Source organism: Limnobacter thiooxidans, from assembly GCF_036323495.1.
Classification (GTDB): Bacteria; Pseudomonadota; Gammaproteobacteria; order Burkholderiales; family Burkholderiaceae_B; genus Limnobacter; species Limnobacter thiooxidans.
Window position 1 is genome coordinate 475,363 of sequence record NZ_AP028947.1, and the last position, 22,876, is coordinate 498,238.

General features: G+C 54.4%; 23 protein-coding genes and 1 tRNA gene. 19 read left to right on the forward strand and 5 right to left on the reverse strand.

Going from position 1 to position 22,876, the window contains the following annotated elements; translation table 11 throughout:
* The first annotated feature begins 9 nt into the window (after positions 1-9).
* The 10 genes from RGQ30_RS02140 (at position 10) to RGQ30_RS02185 (ending at position 11,538) form a co-directional block, all read left to right on the forward strand.
* On the forward strand, positions 10-1,377 hold the full coding sequence (locus RGQ30_RS02140) for a DUF1329 domain-containing protein (RefSeq protein ID WP_130558544.1): 1,368 nt from the start codon (positions 10-12) through the stop codon (positions 1,375-1,377).
* A gap of 70 nt (positions 1,378-1,447) precedes the next feature.
* On the forward strand, positions 1,448-2,620 hold the full coding sequence (locus RGQ30_RS02145) for a WD40/YVTN/BNR-like repeat-containing protein (RefSeq protein WP_130558543.1): 1,173 nt from the start codon (positions 1,448-1,450) through the stop codon (positions 2,618-2,620).
* Between the two features lie 18 nt (positions 2,621-2,638).
* Positions 2,639-4,975: an efflux RND transporter permease subunit gene (locus tag RGQ30_RS02150; RefSeq protein ID WP_130558542.1), complete on the forward strand. Its 2,337-nt coding sequence runs from the start codon at positions 2,639-2,641 to the stop codon at positions 4,973-4,975.
* Between the two features lie 154 nt (positions 4,976-5,129).
* A complete protein-coding gene (locus RGQ30_RS02155; protein ID WP_130558541.1) occupies positions 5,130-5,927 on the forward strand; it encodes a ParA family protein in 798 nt (265 codons plus the stop codon).
* An 86-nt stretch (positions 5,928-6,013) separates the two neighbouring features.
* Positions 6,014-6,136, forward strand: coding sequence for a hypothetical protein (locus RGQ30_RS02160; RefSeq protein WP_298219221.1), 123 nt, complete (start codon positions 6,014-6,016; stop codon positions 6,134-6,136).
* Positions 6,137-6,157: 21 nt separating this feature from the next.
* A complete protein-coding gene (locus tag RGQ30_RS02165) occupies positions 6,158-8,452 on the forward strand; it encodes a penicillin acylase family protein (protein ID WP_130558540.1) in 2,295 nt (764 codons plus the stop codon).
* Between the two features lie 43 nt (positions 8,453-8,495).
* A complete protein-coding gene (locus tag RGQ30_RS02170; protein ID WP_130558539.1) occupies positions 8,496-9,119 on the forward strand; it encodes a ParA family protein in 624 nt (207 codons plus the stop codon).
* 88 nt (positions 9,120-9,207) lie between these two features.
* Positions 9,208-9,627 (forward strand): response regulator, encoded by a 420-nt coding sequence (locus RGQ30_RS02175; protein WP_130558538.1) that lies wholly within the window; start codon positions 9,208-9,210, stop codon positions 9,625-9,627.
* Positions 9,628-9,723: 96 nt separating this feature from the next.
* Positions 9,724-11,217, forward strand: coding sequence for a pilus assembly protein TadG-related protein (locus RGQ30_RS02180; protein ID WP_130558537.1), 1,494 nt, complete (start codon positions 9,724-9,726; stop codon positions 11,215-11,217).
* A gap of 39 nt (positions 11,218-11,256) precedes the next feature.
* Positions 11,257-11,538: a hypothetical protein gene (locus RGQ30_RS02185; protein WP_298219214.1), complete on the forward strand. Its 282-nt coding sequence runs from the start codon at positions 11,257-11,259 to the stop codon at positions 11,536-11,538.
* A gap of 17 nt (positions 11,539-11,555) precedes the next feature.
* Here the strand turns inward: RGQ30_RS02185 and RGQ30_RS02190 are convergent, their stop codons facing one another.
* The 3 genes from RGQ30_RS02190 to RGQ30_RS02200 all read right to left on the reverse strand — a co-directional run bounded on the left by RGQ30_RS02190 (position 11,556) and on the right by RGQ30_RS02200 (position 13,292).
* A complete protein-coding gene (locus RGQ30_RS02190) occupies positions 11,556-12,008 on the reverse strand; it encodes a hypothetical protein (protein ID WP_130558536.1) in 453 nt (150 codons plus the stop codon).
* Complete coding sequence (locus RGQ30_RS02195; RefSeq protein ID WP_298219210.1) at positions 12,005-13,150, reverse strand: porin; 1,146 nt, start codon at positions 13,148-13,150, stop codon at positions 12,005-12,007. Before RGQ30_RS02195 ends, RGQ30_RS02190 begins: the two co-directional genes overlap by 4 nt.
* 66 nt (positions 13,151-13,216) lie before the next feature.
* Positions 13,217-13,292, reverse strand: a tRNA-Phe gene (locus RGQ30_RS02200).
* A gap of 129 nt (positions 13,293-13,421) precedes the next feature.
* On the opposite strand from RGQ30_RS02200, the gene RGQ30_RS02205 reads away from it, so the two are divergent.
* Positions 13,422-14,657, forward strand: coding sequence for an FAD-dependent monooxygenase (locus RGQ30_RS02205; RefSeq protein WP_298219208.1), 1,236 nt, complete (start codon positions 13,422-13,424; stop codon positions 14,655-14,657).
* 100 nt (positions 14,658-14,757) lie between these two features.
* Complete coding sequence (locus RGQ30_RS02210) at positions 14,758-15,567, forward strand: DsbC family protein (RefSeq protein ID WP_130558534.1); 810 nt, start codon at positions 14,758-14,760, stop codon at positions 15,565-15,567.
* A 49-nt stretch (positions 15,568-15,616) separates the two neighbouring features.
* On the opposite strand, the gene mltA is transcribed toward RGQ30_RS02210, so the two are convergent.
* Positions 15,617-16,861, reverse strand: coding sequence for a murein transglycosylase A (gene mltA, locus RGQ30_RS02215; protein ID WP_338284678.1), 1,245 nt, complete (start codon positions 16,859-16,861; stop codon positions 15,617-15,619).
* On the opposite strand from mltA, the gene RGQ30_RS02220 reads away from it, so the two are divergent.
* On the forward strand, positions 16,860-17,006 hold the full coding sequence (locus tag RGQ30_RS02220; protein ID WP_298219205.1) for a hypothetical protein: 147 nt from the start codon (positions 16,860-16,862) through the stop codon (positions 17,004-17,006). The genes mltA and RGQ30_RS02220 overlap by 2 nt on opposite strands.
* On the opposite strand, the gene apaG is transcribed toward RGQ30_RS02220, so the two are convergent.
* Complete coding sequence (gene apaG / locus RGQ30_RS02225; protein ID WP_130558532.1) at positions 17,003-17,386, reverse strand: Co2+/Mg2+ efflux protein ApaG; 384 nt, start codon at positions 17,384-17,386, stop codon at positions 17,003-17,005. The two genes, RGQ30_RS02220 and apaG, sit on opposite strands and share 4 nt — an antisense overlap.
* A gap of 150 nt (positions 17,387-17,536) precedes the next feature.
* On the opposite strand from apaG, the gene rpe reads away from it, so the two are divergent.
* The 6 genes from rpe to trpD all read left to right on the forward strand — a co-directional run bounded on the left by rpe (position 17,537) and on the right by trpD (position 22,875).
* Positions 17,537-18,217, forward strand: a complete 681-nt coding sequence (gene rpe / locus RGQ30_RS02230) for a ribulose-phosphate 3-epimerase (RefSeq protein WP_130558531.1) — start codon at positions 17,537-17,539, stop codon at positions 18,215-18,217.
* Positions 18,218-18,223: 6 nt separating this feature from the next.
* Positions 18,224-18,904 carry a phosphoglycolate phosphatase gene (locus RGQ30_RS02235; protein ID WP_130558530.1) on the forward strand — a complete coding sequence of 227 codons (681 nt, stop codon included), beginning with the start codon at positions 18,224-18,226 and terminating at the stop codon, positions 18,902-18,904.
* Positions 18,904-20,406, forward strand: a complete 1,503-nt coding sequence (trpE, locus tag RGQ30_RS02240) for an anthranilate synthase component I (protein ID WP_420915188.1) — start codon at positions 18,904-18,906, stop codon at positions 20,404-20,406. The genes RGQ30_RS02235 and trpE overlap by 1 nt, the downstream gene beginning before the upstream one ends.
* Before the next feature lie 109 nt (positions 20,407-20,515).
* The gene (locus tag RGQ30_RS02245; RefSeq protein WP_130558528.1) at positions 20,516-21,067 is read left to right on the forward strand and encodes a hypothetical protein; all 552 of its coding nucleotides are present in this window, start codon (positions 20,516-20,518) and stop codon (positions 21,065-21,067) included.
* Between the two features lie 115 nt (positions 21,068-21,182).
* Positions 21,183-21,779 carry an aminodeoxychorismate/anthranilate synthase component II gene (locus tag RGQ30_RS02250; RefSeq protein WP_130558527.1) on the forward strand — a complete coding sequence of 199 codons (597 nt, stop codon included), beginning with the start codon at positions 21,183-21,185 and terminating at the stop codon, positions 21,777-21,779.
* 58 nt (positions 21,780-21,837) lie between these two features.
* A complete protein-coding gene (gene trpD, locus RGQ30_RS02255; protein WP_130558526.1) occupies positions 21,838-22,875 on the forward strand; it encodes an anthranilate phosphoribosyltransferase in 1,038 nt (345 codons plus the stop codon).
* Position 22,876: the final 1 nt, after the last annotated feature.

A 22,876-nucleotide genomic window follows, 5' to 3' on the forward strand; every position in this document is an offset into this window, starting at 1 on the left:
GGAATTTTTATGTTGAAGTTTCAAACAAAACTCACAGCACTGGCTCTGACAGGCCTGTTTGCTGTCAGCGCCGCGCAAGCGGCAGTCAGCCCGCAGGAAGCGGCCAAGCTGGGCACCAGCCTGACTGAATTCGGTGCAGAAAAAGCGGGCAATGCCGCAGGCACCATTCCCGCGTACACGGGTGGTTTGACCAAGGCGCCCGCAGGCTACAAGGCCGGCCAGCACCTGGTTGATCCATTTGCCAGCGAAAAGCCTTTGTTCACCATTACCGGTGCCAACGCTGACAAATACAAAGCCAACCTGTCACCAGGCCAGTTGGAAATGCTGAAAAAGTATCCCACATTCAAAATGAATGTGTACCCCACGCACCGCAGCACGGCCTATCCCAAGAAAGTGCTGGATGCAGCCAAGAAAAATGCAACCAACGCGAAAACTGACAACAACGGCAACACTGTGGTCAATTTTGAGCAGGCCATTCCATTCCCCATTCCACAGAACGGCGTGGAAGTGATCTGGAACCACTTGACCCGCTACCGCGGTGGTGCAGCCAAGCGTGATTTCGTTCAGGTTCCTGTTGAACGCGATGGCACCTTCATCATCAACCGCATTGAAGACACCCTGGTGTTTCCACGCAACTTGCCCAACTTTTTCAAGGCTGGTGAAGATGAAAACATCAACTTCTACTTTTACCAGATCCTGAAAAGCCCGGTTTCTGTATCCGGCAACGTGCTGCTGGTGCACGACACACTGGATCAAGTGACTGAAGGTCGCCGCGCCTGGCAGTACAACGCGGGTCAGCGTCGCGTACGCCGCGCACCGCAAGTTGCTTATGACTCACCAGGAACGGCAGCTGACGGCTTGCGCACAACCGACAACTACGACTTGTATAACGGTGCACCTGACCGTTATGAGTGGAAGTTGAAGGGCAAGAAAGAAATGTACATTCCTTATAACAGCTACCGCTTGGCCAACAACAAACTGACCTACAAGGAAATTCACCAGCCATTGCACATGAATCCTGAAGTGCTGCGCTATGAGTTGCACCGTGTATGGGAAGTGGAAGCCACGTTGAAGAGCGATGCACGCCACATCTATGCCAAGCGCGTCTTCTTCGTTGATGAAGACAACTGGCAAGCTTCCGTCATCGATCATTACGATGGCAAGGGTGCACTGTGGCGCGTGGCTGAAGCCCACAACATTCAGTATTACAACGAAATGGTGCCGTTCTACGCCGCCGAAGCGTTGTATGACCTGCAAGCTGGCCGCTACCTCACCATTGGTTTGACCAATGAAGCGGCTCAGCCGTTCGTGTTCGACTTCACGCCAGACCGCGCTAACTACACCCCAGCCGGCCTGCGTCGACTCGGCGTTCAGTAATAGCCAGTGGTATTAGGCTACAAGGGGTCAAGTGCCCTTTGTAGCCTTTTTCAATTTCAAAGGACATGTCATGTTTCTCCGGAATCGTTTTCCCAGCCGAACCACTGCGTCGCTGCTGGTTGGTGCTGGCTTGGCTGCAGGTTTGCTAGCCTATGGCAGCGTATCGACGGCCAAGATCGATCTGCTTCAAATTCCCGCCATTCCAAGTGTCAATGCGACACGCTCCTTGCTGCTTGACGTCGAGCGGGTTGGTAAAAACCTGTTCGCTGCCGGTGAGTTTGGGCAAGTACTGAAAAGTGAAGACAACGGGCAAACCTGGACGCCTGGAAAGGTGCCCACATCCATCACACTGACTTCCGTGTCATTTGCCAACGATGCATTAGGTTATGCCGTGGGGCACGATGGCGTGGTGCTGAAAACCGAAGACGGTGGCGCCAACTGGACCAAGCTGATCGATGGCAACGCGATCAACAAGTTTGTATTGGATTCATTGCAGGCCAAGGCAGATGCGCTTCAGGAAGAGGTGGATAGCCTGCCCGAAAATGCCAAACCCGAAACCCGCGAAGCGATGGAAGTGGCTGCTGAAGAAGCTGCGTTTCTGGTCGATACCGCGCAGGGCGATATTGAAGTTGGTCCATCCAAGCCTTTGCTGGACGTGGTGGTCAATGCCAACGGCACCGTGTTTGTTGTCGGCGCCTATGGCCAATTGCTGAAAAGCAACGATGCGGGTGCGAACTGGGTTTATCTGGGTGACCGCATCAACAACCCGAACAACTACCATTTGAACACCTTGCTGCTGAGCAAAACCGGTGAAATCTGGTTGGCTGGCGAGCAGGGTACCGTGTTGGTCAGTGCGGATGAAGGCGAAAGCTGGACATCCCGAAAGATTGATTACGATGGCTCCATTTTTGCGTTGGTCGAGCTGCCTGAAACCCGAACTGTAGTAGCAGTAGGCTTGCGTGGGCATTTGTTCCGTTTGCCATTTGGAACCGACGCCTGGCAGGAAGTGAAAACCAATTTGCGTGAAACTTTTAGCGGTGCGACTGTGCTTGCAGATGGTTCAGCAGTTGTGGTGGGTTCTCGGGGCATTTTAGCGCGCAGCACCGACGACTTCCAAACGCTCCAGGTCACACGCCGTGCCGACAAATTGCCGTCGGCCAGTGTCGTTCAGTTGAACGATCAGGAAATTTTGTTGACGGGCCTGCGCGGTTTCAAAACCCTGTCCTTGTCTGAATTCAAATAAAGCGGACGCACACATACAATGACTTCTCCCGACACAAATACCAAAGCGCCATTGGCGGAACGGCTGGTGTTCAGCAAACGCCCCTTGGTGATGATGCTGATGCTGATCGCAACCCTGTTGCTGGCCTGGCAGGCCACGCAACTCAAGGTGGCAGCCAGCTTTGAAAAAATGATCCCGACCAATCACGAATACGTGGTTAACTTTTTGGCCAATCGGGCCGACCTTACCAGCCTGGGCAACGTGGTGCGTGTCACCGTGCAGGTCAAGGAAGGTGATATTTTCAATGCCGAATACCTCGAAACCCTGAAAAAGGTCACCGACAAGGCCTTTTACATTCCGGGGGTGAATCGCCCTGAAATGGCATCGCTGTGGACAGCCAACGTGCGCTGGACTTCCGTCACGGAAGAGGGGCTGGAAGGCGGGCAGGTGATTCCTGCAACCTACAACGGCGATGCCGAAAGCATTGCACTGGTGCGCCAGAACGTGGAGCTTTCCGGGCAAATTGGCCGTTTGGTCGGCAACGATTTCAAAAGCACCGTGGTCTATATGCCCTTGCTTGAAATCAACCCGGAGACAGGACAAAGGCTGGACTACAAGGAGTTTTCCGAGCGCATTGAATCTGAACTTCGCAACGAATTCAACTCCGACAAAATCGAAATTCGGGTAACCGGTTTTGCAAAAATTGTGGGCGACCTGATTGAAGGTGCAGGCCAGATCGTGCTGTTCTTCGGCCTTGCCTTGCTGATTACCATGCTGATGATGTATTGGTATTCGCGCAGTTTGAAAAGTACCTTTGCCACCATTGCCTGCTCAATCGTGGCCGTCATCTGGCAGCTGGGTTTTTTGAATCTCCTGGGCTTGGGGCTTGATCCTTACTCCATGCTGGTTCCTTTCCTGGTGTTTGCAATTGGCGTTAGCCACGGTGTCCAGGTGGTCAGCGCGATTGCGCTGAAGCAGGGTGAGGGCTACAACAAGTTGGACTCAGCAAGCCTGGCCTTTCGCGGTTTGTATGTCGCAGGCCTGACTGCTTTGCTGACCGATGGTTTTGGTTTCGCTACCCTGGTCATTATTGATATTCCTGTGATTCGTGATCTGGCTGTTGGCGCTTCTGTTGGTGTGGCAGTCATTATCTTGACCAACCTGGTTCTGCTTCCCCTGATCATGAGCTACATCGGCGTGGATGAAAAAGCCATCCAGGTGCTGCGCGCATCCGAGTCCAGTGATAACAAGGTATTGCGCTTCTTGTCCGGATTTGCCAAACCAAAAATGGCCACTATTGCCTTGGTGTTTGGTGTTGCTTTGTTGGGTGTGGGGTTGTGGGGCAACGCCAATGTACAAATTGGTGACCTGGACAAAGGCGCGCCTGAATTGCGTCCTGATTCCCGCTATAACCTCGACAGCGTTTACTTCAGCAACAACTACTCCACCAGCACCGATGTGTTTGTGGTCATGGTTGAAACCGAAACGGATGGTTGTATCAAGTACAACACATTGGCTGCAGTGGACTTGTTTCAGTGGACCATTGAACAGGTGCCTGGCGTACAAAGCAGTATTTCACTGGCCGACCGCTCCAAGTTTGTCATTAGCGCCTACAGTGAAGGCGACCTGAAGTGGATGACCTTGAACCGCAACCAGTTCGTGTTGAACGGCACCATCAGCGGCATGAACCTGTCTGATGGCTTGTTCAGCTCCGACTGTTCCTTCATGCCGATTGTTGTGTTCCTTGAAGATCACAAGGCCGACACGCTCAAGCGCGTGGTTGCCGCTGCTGAAGACTTCATTGCCAAAAATGACACCGGCGATGCGGTATTCAAGCTGGCTGCGGGCAACGCTGGTATTGAGGCTGCGACCAACGAAGTGGTGGACCGTGCTCAGGTTGAAATGCTGGTCTGGGTGTATGCAATCGTGGCCTTCCTGGTGTGGGTTGCTTTCCGTTCCGTGCGCACTGTGATCTGCATTATCGCGCCGCTGGCACTGACCTCGCTCTTGTGTTCTGCACTCATGGTGGTGTTGGGCATTGGCGTGAAGGTGGCCACTTTGCCCGTGATTTCCTTGGGGGTAGGCATTGGTGTGGATTACGGCATTTACATCTACGGCAAGCTTGAAGAGTATTTGAAACAAGGCAAGCCATTCGCAGAGGCCTACTTTGAAACCCTGAAGTCCACCGGCAAGGCTGTCGTGTTTACAGGCATGACCTTGGGTATTGGTGTTGCCACTTGGGCATTCTCGCCCATCAAGTTCCAGGCCGACATGGGCTTGTTGCTGACTTTCATGTTCTTGTGGAACATGGTTGGTGCGGTGGTGTTCTTGCCGGCACTGGCTTACTTCCTAGAACGTCGGGGCAAAGCAGCCTGACAGTAAAAAACGGGCCCTCGGGCCCGTTTTTTTCTTTTGAGCCCATTCAATTCGGGGGATGTCCGCATCCCCAACTTCCTTCTGTGCCCCTGTATGGCACATCCCTTCCAAAAGTTGTTACAGTATTGCAAACACAGTCAAAAGGGGTTTGCAAATGCGTCGGGTTGTATTCAATCAAAAAGGTGGAGTCGGCAAATCCACTATCACCAGCAACCTGGCTGCCATTTCTGCGCATCAGGGTTTGAAAACCCTGTTGATCGATCTGGACCCCCAAGGCAATTCCACCCAATACATCCTGGGGCGTGATGCAAAGCCGCTTGACTACACACTGGCTGATTTTTTCGATCAAGCCCTGAATTTCAAGATACGTCCGAAGAAAAGCGCTGAATTTGTGGTGCCCACTGGCTACGACAACCTGGATTTGCTGGCCAGCCACCCCGCCCTTGAAGAGTTGCAGGTCAAGCTGGAATCGCGTTACAAGATTTTCAAGCTGCGCGAAGCGCTGGATGAACTGGGCGGGCAATACGACCGGGTTTACATCGACACTCCACCTGCATTGAATTTCTTTTCCCGTTCCGCTTTGATAGCAGCCGACAGCGTGCTCATCCCATTCGATTGCGACGAGTTTTCCCGCCGCGCACTGTATAACCTGATGGACGCCCTGAACGAAATTCGTGCGGACCACAACCCTTCCCTTGCGGTTGAGGGCATCGTGGTCAATCAGTTTCAGCCCCGCGCCAGCCTGCCCCAGAAACTGGTGGCTGAGCTGTTGGAAGAAGGGCACCCGGTACTGAATACCTGTTTGTCGTCTTCCGTCAAAATCCGCGAAAGCCACGAAGCGGCCAAGCCCATGATCCACTTCATGCCGGCGCACAAGCTCAGTCTTGAGTTCCTCGCCATGCATGCCGAAATTGAGGCGGCTGCCAGCAAGGGCAAGAAAAAGGTCGCCTGATTTCAACCCAAAGCCCCAAGCTGTCACATCGCTGAAACTTGTCTGGCGCACACTCAAGCCTCTAATTTCATTCAAGAGTGTGTGCAATGCGCCAAGCCATGGTGTGGGTCAACAAGCTGGGTGGTCGTGTCAAGGCGGCTCACCAACATCGTCTTCAAAACAAATTGCGCAAAAGGCTGGGCAAACTGGTTTCCTACGGCCTTTCCTGATTAAGCACTAGCAGCGCTGTTTTGCTCAAATCCCTTGGCCCCTCAAAAAACCCGGTTTTGCGCAAACTGGCGCGGGGATTGGCTCGCCTTTCAAGCCGCATGGGCTGGTTGTCTGTCCGTTACCCCACCTACACTCTCGAAGACCGCCTTGCACAATTCAAGGCACTTAATTTGGCCTTTGACCCAGGCACCAGCATACGTTTCAACGACTTTTTTGTCCCGTACATCGAATCATCCACCGACCGTGGCGGGGCTTATGCGCTGGGTTGTATCACTGAGTTTCAGCGTGGTCCCCAACTGCAATTTCTCAAGCGCCTTGCACAAGGCCGCCTGTCTGAAATGGGGGGCAGTGGCTTCGTGGACATGGACCACCTGATCCGTTTGCTTGATTTTGGCCGCGCTGCGCCTGAAATTTGGGCTTCCATGCCGCAGGCCAGCAAAGAGTGGGTTGAGGGTTTTGTGGCTGGTTTGAACGCTGTGCAGGCCAAGCGGGGCAGGGGGGTCGATGAAAAGTTTCTGGCCATTCGACCTGAACCTTACACCCCCTTGGATATTTTGCTGTTCGGCCGCCTGGCGGGCGCCGATGTCAATTGGCCTATTTATTTTTCACTCATCGAGCACCGGCTATCCGGCGACTTCGTGCATTGGTGGAACCTCTTGCGACGTGTGGGCGCCGGGGTCTCCACCAGTTTTGAATCTCCCCCTTCACACCGGCCCAGCGTGGCCCAACAAATCGGCGATTTTCTGACCAGTATTTCTCGATCAGGCAGCAATTCGATTGTGTTGCACGGCACCCGGACACAAAGCGGCCGCCCTTTGATGGTCAACGACCCTCACCTTGGTCAGCACTTGCCCAATGTGTGGATGATGGTGGGGCTGCGCACGCCAAGCTATCGCTGCGTGGGGTTGATGTTTCCGGGCGTTCCCATCTTGGGCTTGGGAAGAAACACCAATCTGGCCTGGGGCGGAACCAACTTGCGTGCTGCGTCTTCAGACCTGGTGCGCCTGGGGTCCCAAACCGAAGCACTGACCACACCACAAATTTCCAGAATCCGTGTACGGTTTTCATGGGCCCGGCAGCGCAAACTGCGCTATTCCCCGCATGGCCCGGTGTTGACCGATTGCCCTGCTTTGGGTCGCTTGTGTGGGCCAGACCACCTTGCCTTGCGGTGGGCCGGGCATTGGCCCACCGATGAAATCACCAGCTTTTTAAGCGCCATGAAGGCGGATACAGTTGCTGAATTGCAGGCCGCCATGGCAGGGGTTGGAGTAACACCCCTGAACGTGCTGGGGGCGGACACCCAAGGCAATATTGGTCACGTGTTGGCCGCCACTTTGCCCAAACGTCCAGGGTTTCCAGAGGACGATTGGGTACTGCCCGAGGACACTGCCCAAGCTCATTGGTCTATTCAGGTGTGTGCCAAAGATTTTCCCAGTGTCATCAACCCCGCGGCCGGTTTCATTGTGTCGGCCAACAACAGGCCATCTGAAGTTACCGGCCTGGGTTTCCTGTTCAATGGGGATGATCGGGTGATGCGGGCCCGAACCCTGTTCAACGCCCAGCACCGTTTCTGCCCCAAAACCTTGCTTGAGTTGCAATTGGATGTCACCTCCCCCTTGGCTGCCCGGCTGTCCAGGGAATTGGCTGATTTTTGTCGCGCCTGGATTTCCACCAGCGAGCAGCAGGTCTTTTGCAATTCAATCGACTTGTGGCAGGGCGCTTATACCGCCGATAGCTTTTCAGCGCTTCAATTCGAGTTTTTATTGACCGCCTTGGTGCGTGAGTTGTCAGCTGTGCGTCACGCGGGGCGAATGCCTGGTTTGATGGACCAATGGGCTTATTTGACAGACTGCCTGATGGAAGACCTGGAGGCTTTGTCGGATGCCCAGAAAAAATCAGTCATACCCCGTTCTGTTGATGAAGCCAACCGGCTGGCCCAGCATTGGCAGCTGTGGGGCAATTTGCACAAAATCCGCTTGCGCCATGTGCTGGGTCATGTGCCACTGCTGGGCAAGTTGTTCTCCTCGAAATCATTCCCTGCCGCAGGTTCGAGAGAAACTTTGATGAAGAATGCCCACAGCCTGATTCGCGGTTTTGATGAAACCAGCTACGGTTCCCAAAGCCGCCATCTTTCCGATTTGTCGGACCCTGATGAAAACTACTTTGTGCTGCTCGGTGGCCAGGACGGCTGGGTAGGCAGCCAACTGATGAGCGATCAAATTCCCTTGTGGCGAACACGCCAAAGCATCCAGATGCCATTGAGTGCCACACGCATTCAACAGTTGTTTCACCATCGCGTTGGCGGGTTAGAATAATTTCTCAATCCGAATTAAATTCCTCTGCACAGGATGCCCGCCCATGAAGACCACCATCATCAGCAGCCGCAAAGGCGGTGCCGGTAAAACAACCTTGTCCCTCAATCTGGCCACGCTCGCCTGTCAGCAGGGCAAGAAGAAAGTTGCCTTGCTGGACCTGGATCCACAAGGCTCCAGCCGGTTCTGGGATTCCCTGCGGGTGGCAGACTATCCCGATGTGCGCAAGGTGGGTGTCAACGATTTGTTGATCGAGTTGTCCGAGCTTGAAGAGTCTGGGTATGACTTCGTATTCATCGACATGCCTCCCACCGAAAAGAAGTGGATCAAGGACGCCATGACCCACGCGGATCTGGTCCTGATTCCCACCAAGGCCAGCCCATTGGACATTCACAGCGCCAGCAGTTCACTGGAATGGGCTTCTGATGCAGGAACCAAGGTTTCTTGGGTCATCAATGGTGCGTCTGTGCTCAGCAGTACACCTGAAATTGTTTTCGAACAGTTGAAGGCTACAGCCAAGGTTTGCAAAACAATTGTTCACGAGCGCAACGATTTCGTCATCAGTGTGGGGCTGGGCAAATCGGTTACCGAGTTTGCACCCAATTCCAAGGCGGCAGCTGAAATAGACAGCCTGTGGCGAGAGGTTCGTAGCATGCTTGGGAGGACCTGATTCCCTGGTTCTGCACCAAAAAAGCCCGAAAACTGTTCCCTTTGTTGGCATCGAACTTGCTAAAGAGTGTCTAAACAAGGGGAAATGAATGACTACGGTACTGATTGTTGATCCAAACGAGGAAACCCGCCTTGCGCTGGAGGCCCAGTTGGCGGAGTCAAACCAGTTCGAGCGTGTTCTATCTTGTGTTGATTTACATGTGGCTGGCCGGTTTCTGACGGACAAGAAAATCACTGTGATTTTGCTCGATGCGCAACAGGCGGCCCAGTCTGCTCTGTTGCATCAAATCAAAGAGTCCAATCCTGAATTGGGCGTGGTTTTGGTGCGTGACGCAGGTGGCGTGCTTGATGCCGCAACACTTCAATCTTTAGGTGGGCATGCCCAAGCTTCCCGATTGGCCGCGCCAATGGAGATTATCGCCAGTGTGGCCAAAGCATTGGTGGTGCGTTTAAAACCCAGTTCCCGCATTTTGGGCAAGTTTCTCAAAGATGGGCCCGGCAAGTTCTGATCATTTGAACTGCCACATCTATTGGCTGCTTTTCTTGCATATCCAATCGGCCTGAATTAAGGCAAAATCGGGTTAACCCAGCTGAAGATTTACGACATGCCCAAGCCTGAGCGCCACCTTAACCGAGCATTTGCCCAACAACAGGGCGCCATGACCATACTTACCGTGTTCATTGTGTTGATGTCGATCGGCGCGCTGGGTGTACTGGGTTTAGGGCAGATTGTCTGGGAACGTGAGGAGGTTCAGCGCATTGCCGATCTGGCTGCCAAGGCAGCGGCCAGCGACATCGGGAATGCCCCACAAGGATTTCCCGCGGCTGTTGATTACGCCCGGCGCAATGGCTTCGATGACAGCACCGACAATATTTCGCTCAACTGCAATGTGCGAGGCACCGAGACCCTCTTGGCCCCAAGCAATTGTGAACGGTCCGTCCTTGTCCGCGTGGTACGAAATGTACCGGCGGCTTTCTTGGGTACCGAGCCGGTTGTTGCTGTGGCCGAAGCCACGGTGACACCGCTGATATCCGGTTTGGTCGGCACCAACCTGCTGGCCTTGAACCTCAGCGGCTCAGGCCTCTCACCTTTGATGAGTGCGATTGGAACCGATTTGAGGTTGAATTTATTGGGTTTTCAGGGTTTGCTGGCCTCCAACGCCCAAGTCGATCTGTTGGAGCTGGGTGTGGCGCTGGGCGTATTCAGTCCGGGTGCGCAGTTGGACATGGGTCGATTGCTCAATACACGGGTCTCGGCGGGTGACTTGCTCAATGCGGCAATTGATGCGGCTGGTCCTGAAGCACCAACGGTGGCTATTCCCGGCAATGGGCCGATCGATACAGTGGATTTTCTTCTGGGCGATGTGCTTTCAGCCGACACCAGCGACGATGCAGATTTCACGGGCGCTTCGGTGCGCTTGGGTAACCTTGCTTTTGCCTCAAGCCTTGCTGCAGCCCGTGGTATTGGTGGCAATGGCGTGCGCCTGAGGCTTGGCAATACGCTGAATGTATCCGTACTTAGCCCGCCGCAGTTGTTTGTGGCCACCAAGCTGAACAGTGATGGTCGGGTCATTGCCACGGCCAGAACCGAACAAATTGCCGTGTCAACCCGAATCAGCGGTTTGCTTGACCTCACCGTAACGGCTGGCGGAGGTTCGGTGGATATCAAGGATATTGATTGTCGCTTGCCCCAATCCCAGTCTGCTGTATTGGTCGATCTGGAGTCCAATCCCATTGCCGCAGCCTTGGGTTTGCCTTCCTTGCCCTTGTTGGGCCGCAGAACCGTGAATGCAAATGTGGGCAGTGGCTCGGCCAATGATGTAGCAATGGCTGGTTTTCCCGACCCCGTACTCTCGACTTCTTACAGTTTCGAGGCGTCGCAGGGCGTGGGCAATTTGCTGACCAATCTCAACACCAACATTGGTTTGCTCGGCGGGATTTTGAACGTGCTCGCGGTCAATCCCGCGTTGCGGTCTGCGTTGGGCTTGCTGGGCGGGGGGCTGGATGAAATTCTGGGGGTACTCGGCCTGGAAACCAACGAAGTGGTAGTGCAGGTTGACAACATGGATTGTTTCAACACAGCGGTGTTAACCCGTTGAGTTAAACTGCCTGAACACAACAATTATTCGGGAAAGAACATGAGTAAACAGCACATGGGTGAACAGCGCATTTGGTATGGGCTTCAGGCTGGTTTGGTGGGTTTTTGGCTGATGGTGCCATTGGTTGGTTTATTGGGATTCCATGTCCCCTTCTTGACCCTGTTTGCCGCCATTATTTTTGCAGCGCATGTGCTTGAAATTCCCCTGGCCATGAACAAGCTTCGCAGTAAAAATCTGCCTGCAGGCAAAGTGGTGTTGAAAACCCTGGTGTTTGGCTTTACCTGGTGGTTACCGCTGAGCAAGGGTTACACCACGGAGTAAACGCTGGTTTCAGAAACTCATCTTATCTTGATGATTTTCAACCCGTCGGGCAGCTTCGGTTTGCTGCCCGGCGGCACCCACAGATAACCTACCTGGTCCGGTTCCTGAATCAACCGTTCAAACAGCTCGGCTTGATCGTTCACTTCCGCAGGTGGTGTGCCTTGCCCGGAATACCGGCGAACATGCCAGTATCCGGTGTACTCCAACTCATTGGCGTCCAACATTTTCTTCAGAAATTCCGTGCGGTCCACGCTGCCAGGGGCTGCGTTCACAGGTTTCAGTGTTCGGCCGTTGATGCTACTCAAGCGACCTTTGTACAAACTGCGCACCTGCCTGGTGTCCAGTTCGTCAATCGGGTTTTGTGCCGCAGTCACCAGAATCACGTCCGCAGAGGCTGCTCGGCAGTTGGTGCCCATCACCAGCAACAGGCACAACGACAACAACAATTTGCACATCGGGTGCGTCATCATTCCCACACCCAGTTGTAAGACACACTCAGAAAATTGAATGTTGTGTTGGGTATGCGGTTGTCCGACAACTGCTGTCGATTACTTTTTTCCACCACATGCTGCAATTCAAGCTTGATGGAGTCTGACGGGCTAAGGTTGTACTTGCCGCCGATGGCCAGCGAGTATTGGTCGTCAAATTCGGAAATGAATCGCCCATAGCTGCCGTAGACCGCATGTTGATTGAACACTCTTCGGGTCAACAGCAGATTGGCGCCATGCTCTTCAAATTTTGGATTGGATACAGCAAGACGGGGTGTGCCCGGAAACAAAACTCCGCTTGCCGATGATGCGATTTCCGTCTGGCTGATTTCACCACGTAGCGTGTACAGGTCCCAGCGATACTCAGCCCCTAAATTGGTCAGCCGCGCTGTTGCGTCAATTCGTCCATCTATCAGCGGTATGCCATTGATTTGCGAAATACCGCGATCAATTTCCGTGCCGTGGTGCGACAGGTGAAGCCGGTAGTCATCGCCTTCCAAGCTGAGTACCAAACCAGCAATCTCGAAATCATTCAGTGGAAAGTCTTGATTAAAGCCGGCCAGCCGCTGAACAATTTTCTGGTTGCCTGTAATTGCTTGCACGCCCCAGTAGCGGCCCGCAGAGTCTTCAAAGTTGTAGTTTGCGGAAAACCCGTCAGCTGCCAACACACCTGCATCGTAATAAATCTCGGGGCTCAGATTGGCTGGTACGTAGGTATGGCCCACATCCAGGTTTTCTGAATCCATGTACAGGTTCAGGCGTTGTCGACCCAGCTTGAAATGCCAATTGTCGTTGGGCTTGAATTTCAGGAAGGCCCAGCGGTTATCAAGCTCAACGCCTTCATCTCGCCGTTGTTTGGGTGAGACAACGTATTGCACTGTGGCACTGAATTCATCATTCAGTTGCACATCAAGCTGACCACCCAGAATCGAATTGACTTTCAGCGTGCCATCTTCATTCACATGGCGGAGGTATTTCTCCTGATTGTCGCCGATGGTGTATTGAACAGTGCCAAATCCGCTCAGCGAATAATCAATCGCCAACGCAGGTCCGCAAATGGTCAACAGTGCTGCTGCATGCGCCCAAGTTCTGAGATAGCGGAGTAAGTCTGTGGATTTGTTCAACGGTGAACCGTGCTTTCGTATTTGGCTGTTGCCTATTATTGCACGTGTAGACTTGCTTTGAAGGGATGGTGGCCGAGGACAGAATCGAACTGCCGACACAAGGATTTTCAATCCTCTGCTCTACCGACTGAGCTACTCGGCCACGCGTTTTCAGTGGTATTCACCACCGAAGCCCGCAAGTTTATCCGAAAGTTTCGCCTTGCGCAAACAGGAAATGCAAAATCGCTGTAGCATATTCAATAATCTGACAATTTTTGCAGCGAAAACGCCCATGACCCTCGCCTCTGGCAAAGACTCTCAAAGCCTTCATTCTCATGACGTTGCAGTCATTGGTTGTGGGGTGGTTGGCCTGGTAGCCGCCCTGGTGCTGGCATCGTCGGGCTTCAAGGTGATGGTGGTCGGCTCTCGCCCTGCCCAATTCGTGCCCAATGAAAACCAGCGTTTCGATCCGCGTGTGTTTGCCCTGTCCCACCGCAGTCAGCGTGTCCTTGACCGTTTGCGCGTTTGGGACAACATCCCAAGTGAAAAAGTACAGCCTGTTACCGAAATGCAGGTATGGGGCGATTCGGAAGGTGAGGAACAGGGTCTGTTGCGTTTCAATGCCAGCGACACAGGTGTTGAATTCCTGACCTGGATCATTGAGCAAAGCTGTTTGTTCGACGTTCTGTTTTCTGCCATGCGTTATCAGCCCGGCATCGACTGGCTCGATGCCAAGGTGGAAGGGCTCTCCCGAGAGAAAGAGGGGTGGGCCGTTGTCACCAATCTGAAAACCGTGCGTGTGCCACTCATCATCGCGGCCGATGGCGCACAAAGCGAAACACGGAAACAGGCCGGGCTTGATTTCCCGCTGGAAGATTACAGCGCCGAGGGCGTGGTGGCCACTTTCGCTGTCGAAAAACCTCACCATGGGGCAGCTCGACAATGGTTCAGCGGCGATTCAGTACTCGCCATGCTGCCTTTGCCTGGGCCTCACGTGTCCATGGTCTGGTCCATGCCTTTGTCGCAATCGCAGGCTTTTGTGCAGCTTGGCCCTGAACAGATGGTTCAACGCATCAAAGCCTTGTCGGGCGGCGCAGTGGAGTCGATGTATGGCGATCTCGTTCCGGTTGGCAAAGCCTATTCCTTCCCATTGCGGCACGGTGTAGCCCCTGTCTGGTTTGACAATGGGGTGGTGCTGATGGGCGATGCAGCCCACGTCATTCACCCATTGGCTGGGCAGGGCTTGAATCTGGGGCTCGAAGACGCAGCCGAACTGGCCAATCTGCTGACCTCGCGCAAACGTTTGTTGGCTGTCCAGCGCCTGGGGTTGGCTGATGAGCAACTGTGGCGTGCCTGGGAGCGCCGCCGAAAGGCAGCCTGCACGCCGGTCCACTTTTTGACGGATGGCTTGCACACCCTGTTTCGCCTCGATCTGCCTGGCGCAGCTTGGGTGCGCAACAAGGGCATGCACATTGTCAATCAGTTGCCCATGCTGAAGCGATGGTTAACCCAGCAGGCTATGCGTTGAGCCTGCACTGAGCTGCACGTTAAATCTCGCTGAGGCAATGAACAAATTGCGTTTGCCCCTGTCCTAACTACAATTCTTCTTTTTTCAAGCAAGCAGGCTTATGAAATTCAATCTACCCTTGTCCTTTAACAAGCGCGCTGGTGCCGTGTTGTTGTCACTTTCTGCCCTGTCGGCAGGTGCCTGGCTGGTGTCCATGTCGGTTCAGCCCGTACAGGCGGCGCCCAGCAAGTCGCAGGTCGATCGAATCACCGCTGCGGTTACCGACTCACTTGGCGCCTCTGGCGTCAAGGTCCTTTCTGTAAACGATGTGCAATTTGTCGATGGGCTTTTTGAGGTTGTGGTCAATCACAACGGCAGCAAGAAAATCATTTATACCAACGCCAGCGGTAGCCATTTCATTCTGGGCGAACTGCTTGAAAGCAAGTCCATGTTGAATTTGACCGAGGCTCGCCTGGACAAGCTCAATGCAATCAACTTTGAGAAAGACCTGCCGGCTGGCTTGGCCTTGAAGTCGGTCTACGGTACGGGTAGCCGCAAAATTGCAGTGTTTGAAGACCCCAATTGCGGTTATTGCAAGCGTTTCCGTAAGGAAACGCTGACCAAGCTGCAAGACACCACGGTGTACACCTACGTTTATCCAGTTTTGGGCCGCGATTCCACCGACAAGGCGCAAAAGGTCATGTGTGCCGCGGACAAATCAAAAATGTGGGACGACTGGATGTTGCGTGACCAGTCACCCAGCGGTGATGGGAATTGCAACGCACCCATCAATGACTTGGTGGCCTTGGGGCGTGGCATGGGCGTGTCGGGTACACCCACCGTGTTCTTTCAGGACGGCACACGGGCCAGTGGTGCCATTCCAGCCGCAGACCTGAACCGCCGAATTGCAGCGGCGGCCAGACCGAAGTAAGTATTTTTCTGGCCGTCTGGCAGCCACTCCGTTGCCGGCCGGTCGCTGCTTAGCTTCCGCTTTCCGGCAGTGGCGCGCCTTTGGGCCAGATCAACCACATGTTCAAAGGCTGCCGGGTCAGGCCGGCTGCCTCACCTGCTTCTTCGCCTGTTCCCCAAAAATAATCAGCACGCACGCGGCCCCGAATGGCACCCCCCGTGTCTTGGGCCAAAACACCTTGCGCAATGGGCGCTTTCGTGACCGGGTTGCTGGATTCAATCCACATCGGGCTGCCGTAAGGTATTTTCTCCCGGTCAATTGCCAGGCTTAACTTGCCAGTCAACGGCACTCCCATAGCGCCTACAGGTCCATCTTTGGGGCGAAGCACTTCATTTTCCTTGAAGAACACCACGCTGGGGTTGGCATTCAAGAGGCCATCCAGTTTTCCCGGGTTGGCCTTGGCCCAGTTTCGAATACCTGGAATGGTTGCTTGCGCAGCGGTCAGTTCCCCTCGGTCTACCAGTACCTTGCCGATCGATTTGTAAGGGTGACCGTTTTGCTCGGCATAGCTCAGGCGAATCACCTTGCCGTCTGGCAGGGTCACGCGTCCTGAACCCTGAACCTGCAACAAAAAGGCATCCAGTTTGTCGTCAACCCAGACAATCGGCTTTTCACGGTCAGGTCCAAGCCGTTCCCAATCTTCCCGGTCGAAAAAGGGCACCAGCGTGTTGCCTTGCAAACGTCCGCGAAGCCGCTTGCCTTTCAGTTCCGGATAAAGCTCGTCCAGCTTGACCACGATCAAGTCTTCGGGAACACCGTACAGCGGGGTTGTGTAGGCGCCTTGCGCAGTGCGCGAGCCCTTCAGCAGCGGCTCAAAGTAACCCGTCAGCAAGCCTTCCTTTTTGCCGTCTTCCTGTTGCAGTTGCCACACTTCAAAGTTGGCTTCCATCCAGATCTGTGCGGGCAGCAAGGCGTTGCCAGTCAGATTCTGGCGGGCCTTGCGGCAAGCCTCCAGCAGGCTGTTGGGTGTTGCCTTGCGTTTGGCCAGTGCGTTGCCATTGGCAGAGCATTGTTCCGCAAAAGCTTCAAGAAAGCGTGTGTGGTCTGCAGACCCCCAGCCGGGCAACTTTGAAAAATCGGATTTCACGAACAAGGGCAATGCGGGTGTTTCCGCTTTTTTTTCCACTTGTGCAGGTTTTTCGACAGCAGGGCATGAACAATCGGCTGTTTTGGGGGGCGGAGCAGTGGCGCATCCAGATAAAATCAGGGTGGCCAGCACGGTGCTGGGCCACCAACAACGGAGTGAACGGGACATGTGGTTACTCATTGCAGAAATGGTGTTGGCTTTGGGGCTGATCGTGTTCATCATGTGGTGGACAATGCGGGCCCGGGTAGATCACCCGATTGAAAAAATCGAAGACAGCAGCGTCGATCAGGACGACACGTCCAAAAAGGATTAATGCAGCACGCGGGGCATGGACAACAAAAACTCCGGCACGGCTACATCGAATTGCTCACCGCCTTCGCCCACAAAAGTATAAGAACCTCGCATAGTGCCCACGGGCGTGGGTAGCGGGCAACCGCTGGTGTATTCAAATCGCTCACCGGGTCGAAGGGTGGGTTGTTCACCTACCACACCATCGCCTTTGACTTCCTGAACAATGTTGTGGGCGTCCGTGATAATCCAGTGGCGGCTTAACAATTGCGCAGACTTGTCGCCCACGTTTTCAATTTCGATGGTGTAAGCGAATACATACGGCCCTTTTTCCTTGTCACTTTGCTCATCCAGAAACTGGGTGCTGACTCGAACTTCGAACTGATAGTGTGACTGGCTGCTCATTCTGCGTGGCTTTTGGAGTTTGATGTGGTGTTCAAGTATGACTTCAAACCCTCATTTTCACAAATCCGTAGCCGCTTTCAAGGCCATTCGAATGGCGCAACTTCGTTTAAACTCTGGGTTTGATTTCTCTATCCTCATCGAAGGTACACCATGAATCCGTTTGTCATCGCCCCCAGTATTCTTTCTGCTGACTTCGCGCACCTGGGCGATGAGGTGAAAAACGTGATTGCGGCCGGCGCAGACTGGATCCACTTCGATGTGATGGATAACCACTACGTGCCCAACCTCACCATTGGGCCACTGGTCTGCGAAGCCTTGCGCCCACACACTGAGGCGGTGATTGACGTTCACTTGATGGTACGTCCTGTGGACCGAATCATTCCTGATTTTGCCAAGGCTGGTGCCAACGTCATCAGTGTTCACCCCGAAGGCACCGATCACCTGGACCGCACACTGGGCCTGATTCGTGATTCTGGTTGCCAGGCTGGTATTGTTTTGAATCCAGCCACTCCTATTTCCTGGGTCGATCACGTCATGGACAAGCTGGACCTGATCCTGGTGATGTCGGTCAACCCCGGTTTCGGTGGACAAAGCTTCATTCCCCAAGCGCTTGTCAAGTTGACCGAATTGCGCAAGCGTATTGACGCGCATGCAGCCAAGGGTGGTCAAAACATTCGCCTTGAGGTAGACGGCGGCGTGAAGCCTGACAACATTGCACAAATTGCCAAAGCAGGGGCAGATACCTTCGTGGCAGGTTCGGCAATTTTCGGCAAACCCGATTACAAGGCTGTCATCGATCAAATGCGCGCCGAACTGGCCACCACGAGATAACGCTCCATGACTATTCAAGCAGTATTGTTCGATCTGGATGGCACCCTGTTGCACACCGTACCTGATCTGGCCGCGGCGGTGAACGCGATGCTTGTTGATTTGGGTAAGCCCGTTTTGTCTGAAGAAACCGTTGCCGTGTATGTGGGCAAGGGCGCTGAAAACCTCGTGAATCGAAGCCTTACCGGCAGCATGACCGAGAAGGCCTCACCTGAGCTATATGCCCAGGCGATGGCCAACTGGCAAAACCACTACACCCACATCAACGGCAATCATTCCGTATTTTATGACGGCGTTAAAGAAGGGCTGGCCTTGCTGAAACAGGCGGGTTTCAAACTGGCGGTGGTCACGAACAAACCCGAGCGTTTTACCCATCCGTTGCTGGAGCGCACTGGCATTGCCCATTATTTTGAGGTGGTAGTGGGTGGCGACACCTGCCCGGTCAAAAAGCCTGATCCGATGCCCGTGCAGCATGCATGCCGTTTGCTGGGTGTTGAACCTGCGCAGACCTTGATGATCGGGGACTCGGTCAACGACTCACTGGCTGCCAATGCCGCAGGTGTGCCGTGTTGGCTTTTGCCCTACGGTTACAACGAAGGGCGGTCTGTTCATGAAACCCAATGCGATGGCATTGTGAACACGATTGAAGAAGCTGCGCAACGCCTGATTGGCACACGGACATCACCATGATTTCTCGAACTGAATTTGATCAATTTGTTGCTCAGGGTTACAACCGCATTCCCCTGATCGCCCGCTGTTATGCCGACCTGGACACTCCGCTGTCGGTTTATTTCAAGCTGGCCAATCAGCCCAACACATTCCTGCTGGAATCGGTGGTGGGTGGTGAACGTTCAGGCCGCTATTCGTTTGTGGGTTTGCCTTCCAGCATTACGATCAAGGTGGTTGAGCACAATGTGCTGGTTCAACAGCAGCATACAGACGGTTCACTGGAAACCCTCGAAACATTCAGCGGTGACCCGCTCGCTTTCATCGAGCAATACCACGCGCGTTTCAAAGTGCCGCCCATGCCCAATACTCCGCGCTTTTTCGGTGGTCTGGCAGGTTATTTCGGATATGACACCGTGCGTTATATTGAGCCGCGGCTGGAAGCTTCCCGAAAGGCCGACGACCTGGGCATTCCCGATATCCTGTTGATGTTCACCGACCGCATGGCGGTGGTGGACAACATTCAGGGCACCATCCAGTTGATCGTGTTTGTCGATCCTGCGCAAGCCGATGCTTATGAAAATGGGGTGGCCGAGGTCAAGCGAATCATGACCCAGCTTCGTCAGCCCATTGCCATTCCGGTTTCCGCAGGCAGCGAATCCACGCCCATCGAGCGCAGCATGAGCAAAGACTATTTCTTTGACATGGTTGCCAAATCCAAGGAATACATCGCAGCGGGCGATGTCATGCAGGTGGTACTGGGGCAGCGGCTGAGTAAACGCTTCACGCAAGACGCGCTCATGTTGTACCGCGCGCTGCGTTCGCTCAACCCCTCGCCTTACCTGTTTTATTACAACTTTGGCGACTTTCAGGTGGTAGGTTCTTCCCCCGAAATTCTGGTCCGCCAGGACCAGGCTGAGGGCAAGTCGCCCGTGGTCACCCTGCGCCCAATCGCTGGCACACGGCCCCGTGGAAAAACGCCTCAGGAAGACCTGGCTTTGGCCGAAGAACTGTTGGCCGATCCCAAAGAAATTGCCGAACATGTCATGTTGATCGACCTGGCCCGCAACGATGTGGGCCGCATTGCCCAGGTCGGGTCAGTGCAGGTCACCGAAAAAATGATCATCGAACGCTATTCTCACGTCATGCACATCGTCAGCAACGTGCAGGGTGATCTCAGGCCGAACATGGGAGCCATGGACGTTTTGCGCGCCACCTTCCCGGCGGGTACCTTGTCTGGTGCGCCCAAGGTTCGAGCCATGGAAGTCATTGATGAGCTGGAACCCACCAAGCGCGGCGTGTACGGCGGTGCGTGTGGCTATCTCAGTTTCACCGGCACCATGGACGTGGCGATTGCCATTCGCACCGGGGTCGTCAAGGACCAGACTCTTTACGTTCAGGCGGGTGCTGGGGTTGTTGCCGATTCCGTTGCTGAAAGTGAGTGGCTTGAAACCGAGAACAAGGCCCGTGCAGTCATGCGCGCAGCCGAGCTGGTTCAGGCCGGGCTCGACGGCGAACTGCCTTAATCAACCAGAAGTTCGATCCAGAACGGAGTCTTCCCCCAGCCGGGGAGCACTCACTTGCGGCAGTTGTTCATACCCTTGATCTGTAACCAATGTTCAGATCGAGGCCCCCATGCGCATCATCGTTGTGGAGAAGGAAGCAAGCATTCAGGAAAGCTGGGTCACCGCCGTGCAACCCCACTGGCCCGGCAGCATTGAATTCGTTGACAGCAACGAAGATGCCCTGGCGCGTTTGAAAACCCCTTACTTTTTTCCGGTGATGGTTTGCCGCGCGGACCGATCAACCATACTCAAAGCACGCGAACGCGGTGTGCAACGCTTTGTGATCAGGCCCTGTGAACCGCCCAAGCTGATTGAAGAAATCAGTCAAGGTATCTTCGGCTGCACCCACGGAACCAGCCGCGATGCACAAGTGCAACTCCAGGTGATGTTTCACACACTCAACAGCCTGTGCCATGGCACGGTGACTCACCGGCAATTGCAGTGGCTCCAACAGCGCTGTACGGGCACACACCTGCAACCCGCACGAATTGCGATTGACCAGATACTTCGCTACATGGATAGGCCTAGCCACAAAACGGCTGAAATCAAGAACGCGCTCATGGAACTGTCCACACAAATCCAGTTGCATGTGGATCGGGTGCTGGCGCTTCAATACGCTTAGGCAAGCTCTGCGTTGACATTGGTCGTCTTGTTTCGGGGCTTGATCGGGTGCCTGTGTTAAAATTTTGCAATCTCAGGTATCACCCATTCATTTCCATTCAAAGCGCAGGCCCGCCATGCTGTTGATGATCGACAACTACGACAGTTTCACTTTCAACCTCGTCCAGTATTTTGGCGAATTGGGGCAGCAGGTGCACGTTGTTCGCAACGACGCCATTACAGTGGATCAAGCCCTGGCTTTGAAACCCAGCGCGGTGTGTGTGTCCCCCGGCCCTTGTTCCCCTGCGCAGGCGGGTGTGTCCATTGAAATCATCCAGCGAATGGCCGGGGTTGTTCCTGTGCTTGGCGTTTGTCTCGGGCACCAGGCTATTGGCGAGGCGTTTGGTGGCAAAGTCGTGCGGGCTAAAAGCATCATGCACGGCAAAACCTCCCCGGTTCACCACCAGAATGTTGGCGTGTTTGAAGGCCTGCCCAATCCATTGACCTGCATCCGTTACCACTCACTGGCCATTGAGCGGCACAGCCTGCCCGATTGTCTGGAGGTCACGGCCGAAACTGCCGATGGTGAAATCATGGGTGTGCGCCACAAAACCCTGGATGTGGAAGGCGTGCAGTTTCACCCCGAGTCAATTCTTAGCGACCGGGGCCACGATCTGCTCAAGAATTTCCTCAAGCGGGTTCAGTCACCTGTTGCGTCGCCCGTTGCAATTTGAGTGCGCCTTTGCATCCACCCATTCGCCCGATTTACGCCACCTTTAGCAGCCCGTTGCCATGTCCGACACATTCAATTTCACCGCCACGCTGAACCAACTTCTGGCTGGGCAAAACCTGTCGCATGAACTCACCCGCAGCGCGTTTCAGCAACTGCTCAGCGGGGGGTTGACCACTGCACAAATCGCCGCGCTGTTGGTGGGTTTGCGCCTCAAAGGCGAAACGGCTGAGGAAGTGGCTGCCGCCGCACAAGTGATGCGCGACCTGGTCACACCCGTGGAATTGCCGCAAGGCACTGATGTGGTCGACCTGTGTGGCACCGGTGGCGATGGCGCACAAACCTTCAACATTTCTACGGCCTGCATGTTTGTGCTGGCTGCCGCTGGTGCCAAGGTGGGCAAACATGGTGGCCGCAGTGTATCGTCCAATTCGGGCAGTGCCGATGTGCTTGAACTGCTGGGTGTCAATATCAACTTGAAACCCGCGCAGGTTGCGCAATCCATCGAGCAAGTGGGCATCGGTTTCATGTTTGCACCCAACCACCACAGTGCCATGCGTTTTGCCGGGCCTGTGCGCAAAGAATTGGGGGTTCGCACCGTGTTCAACATTTTGGGGCCCCTGACCAACCCGGCCAATGCCAAGCGTCAGGTCATGGGGGTTTACAGCCCCAGTTTGTTGGCGCTTCAAGCCGAGGTGTTGAAACGTCTGGGAGCAGTTCAGTCCCTGATCGTTCACGGTGAAAACGGCATGGATGAACTGTGCGTCGAATGCGACTCGAAGGTGGCCGAATTGCGCGATGGTGAAATTCGCCACTATACGGTCAAACCCGAAGACTTTGGTTTGACCAGGGCCTCACACAGCAGCTTGCATGCAGGGTCAGTTGCAGAATCCCGTGACAAAATTCACCATGCCCTGAACGGAAAAGGCGGCGCGATTGAAGACATCGTTCTTCTCAACAGCGCAGCCGGTTTGTACACGGCGGGTTTGGTATCCAGCTTGAAAGAGGGCGTGCAACTGGCGCGCGACACAGTGGCCAGCGGTGCCGCCCTTCGAAAACTCACACAGTTCGTCGACTTCACCCAGTCGGTCGAACAATAAG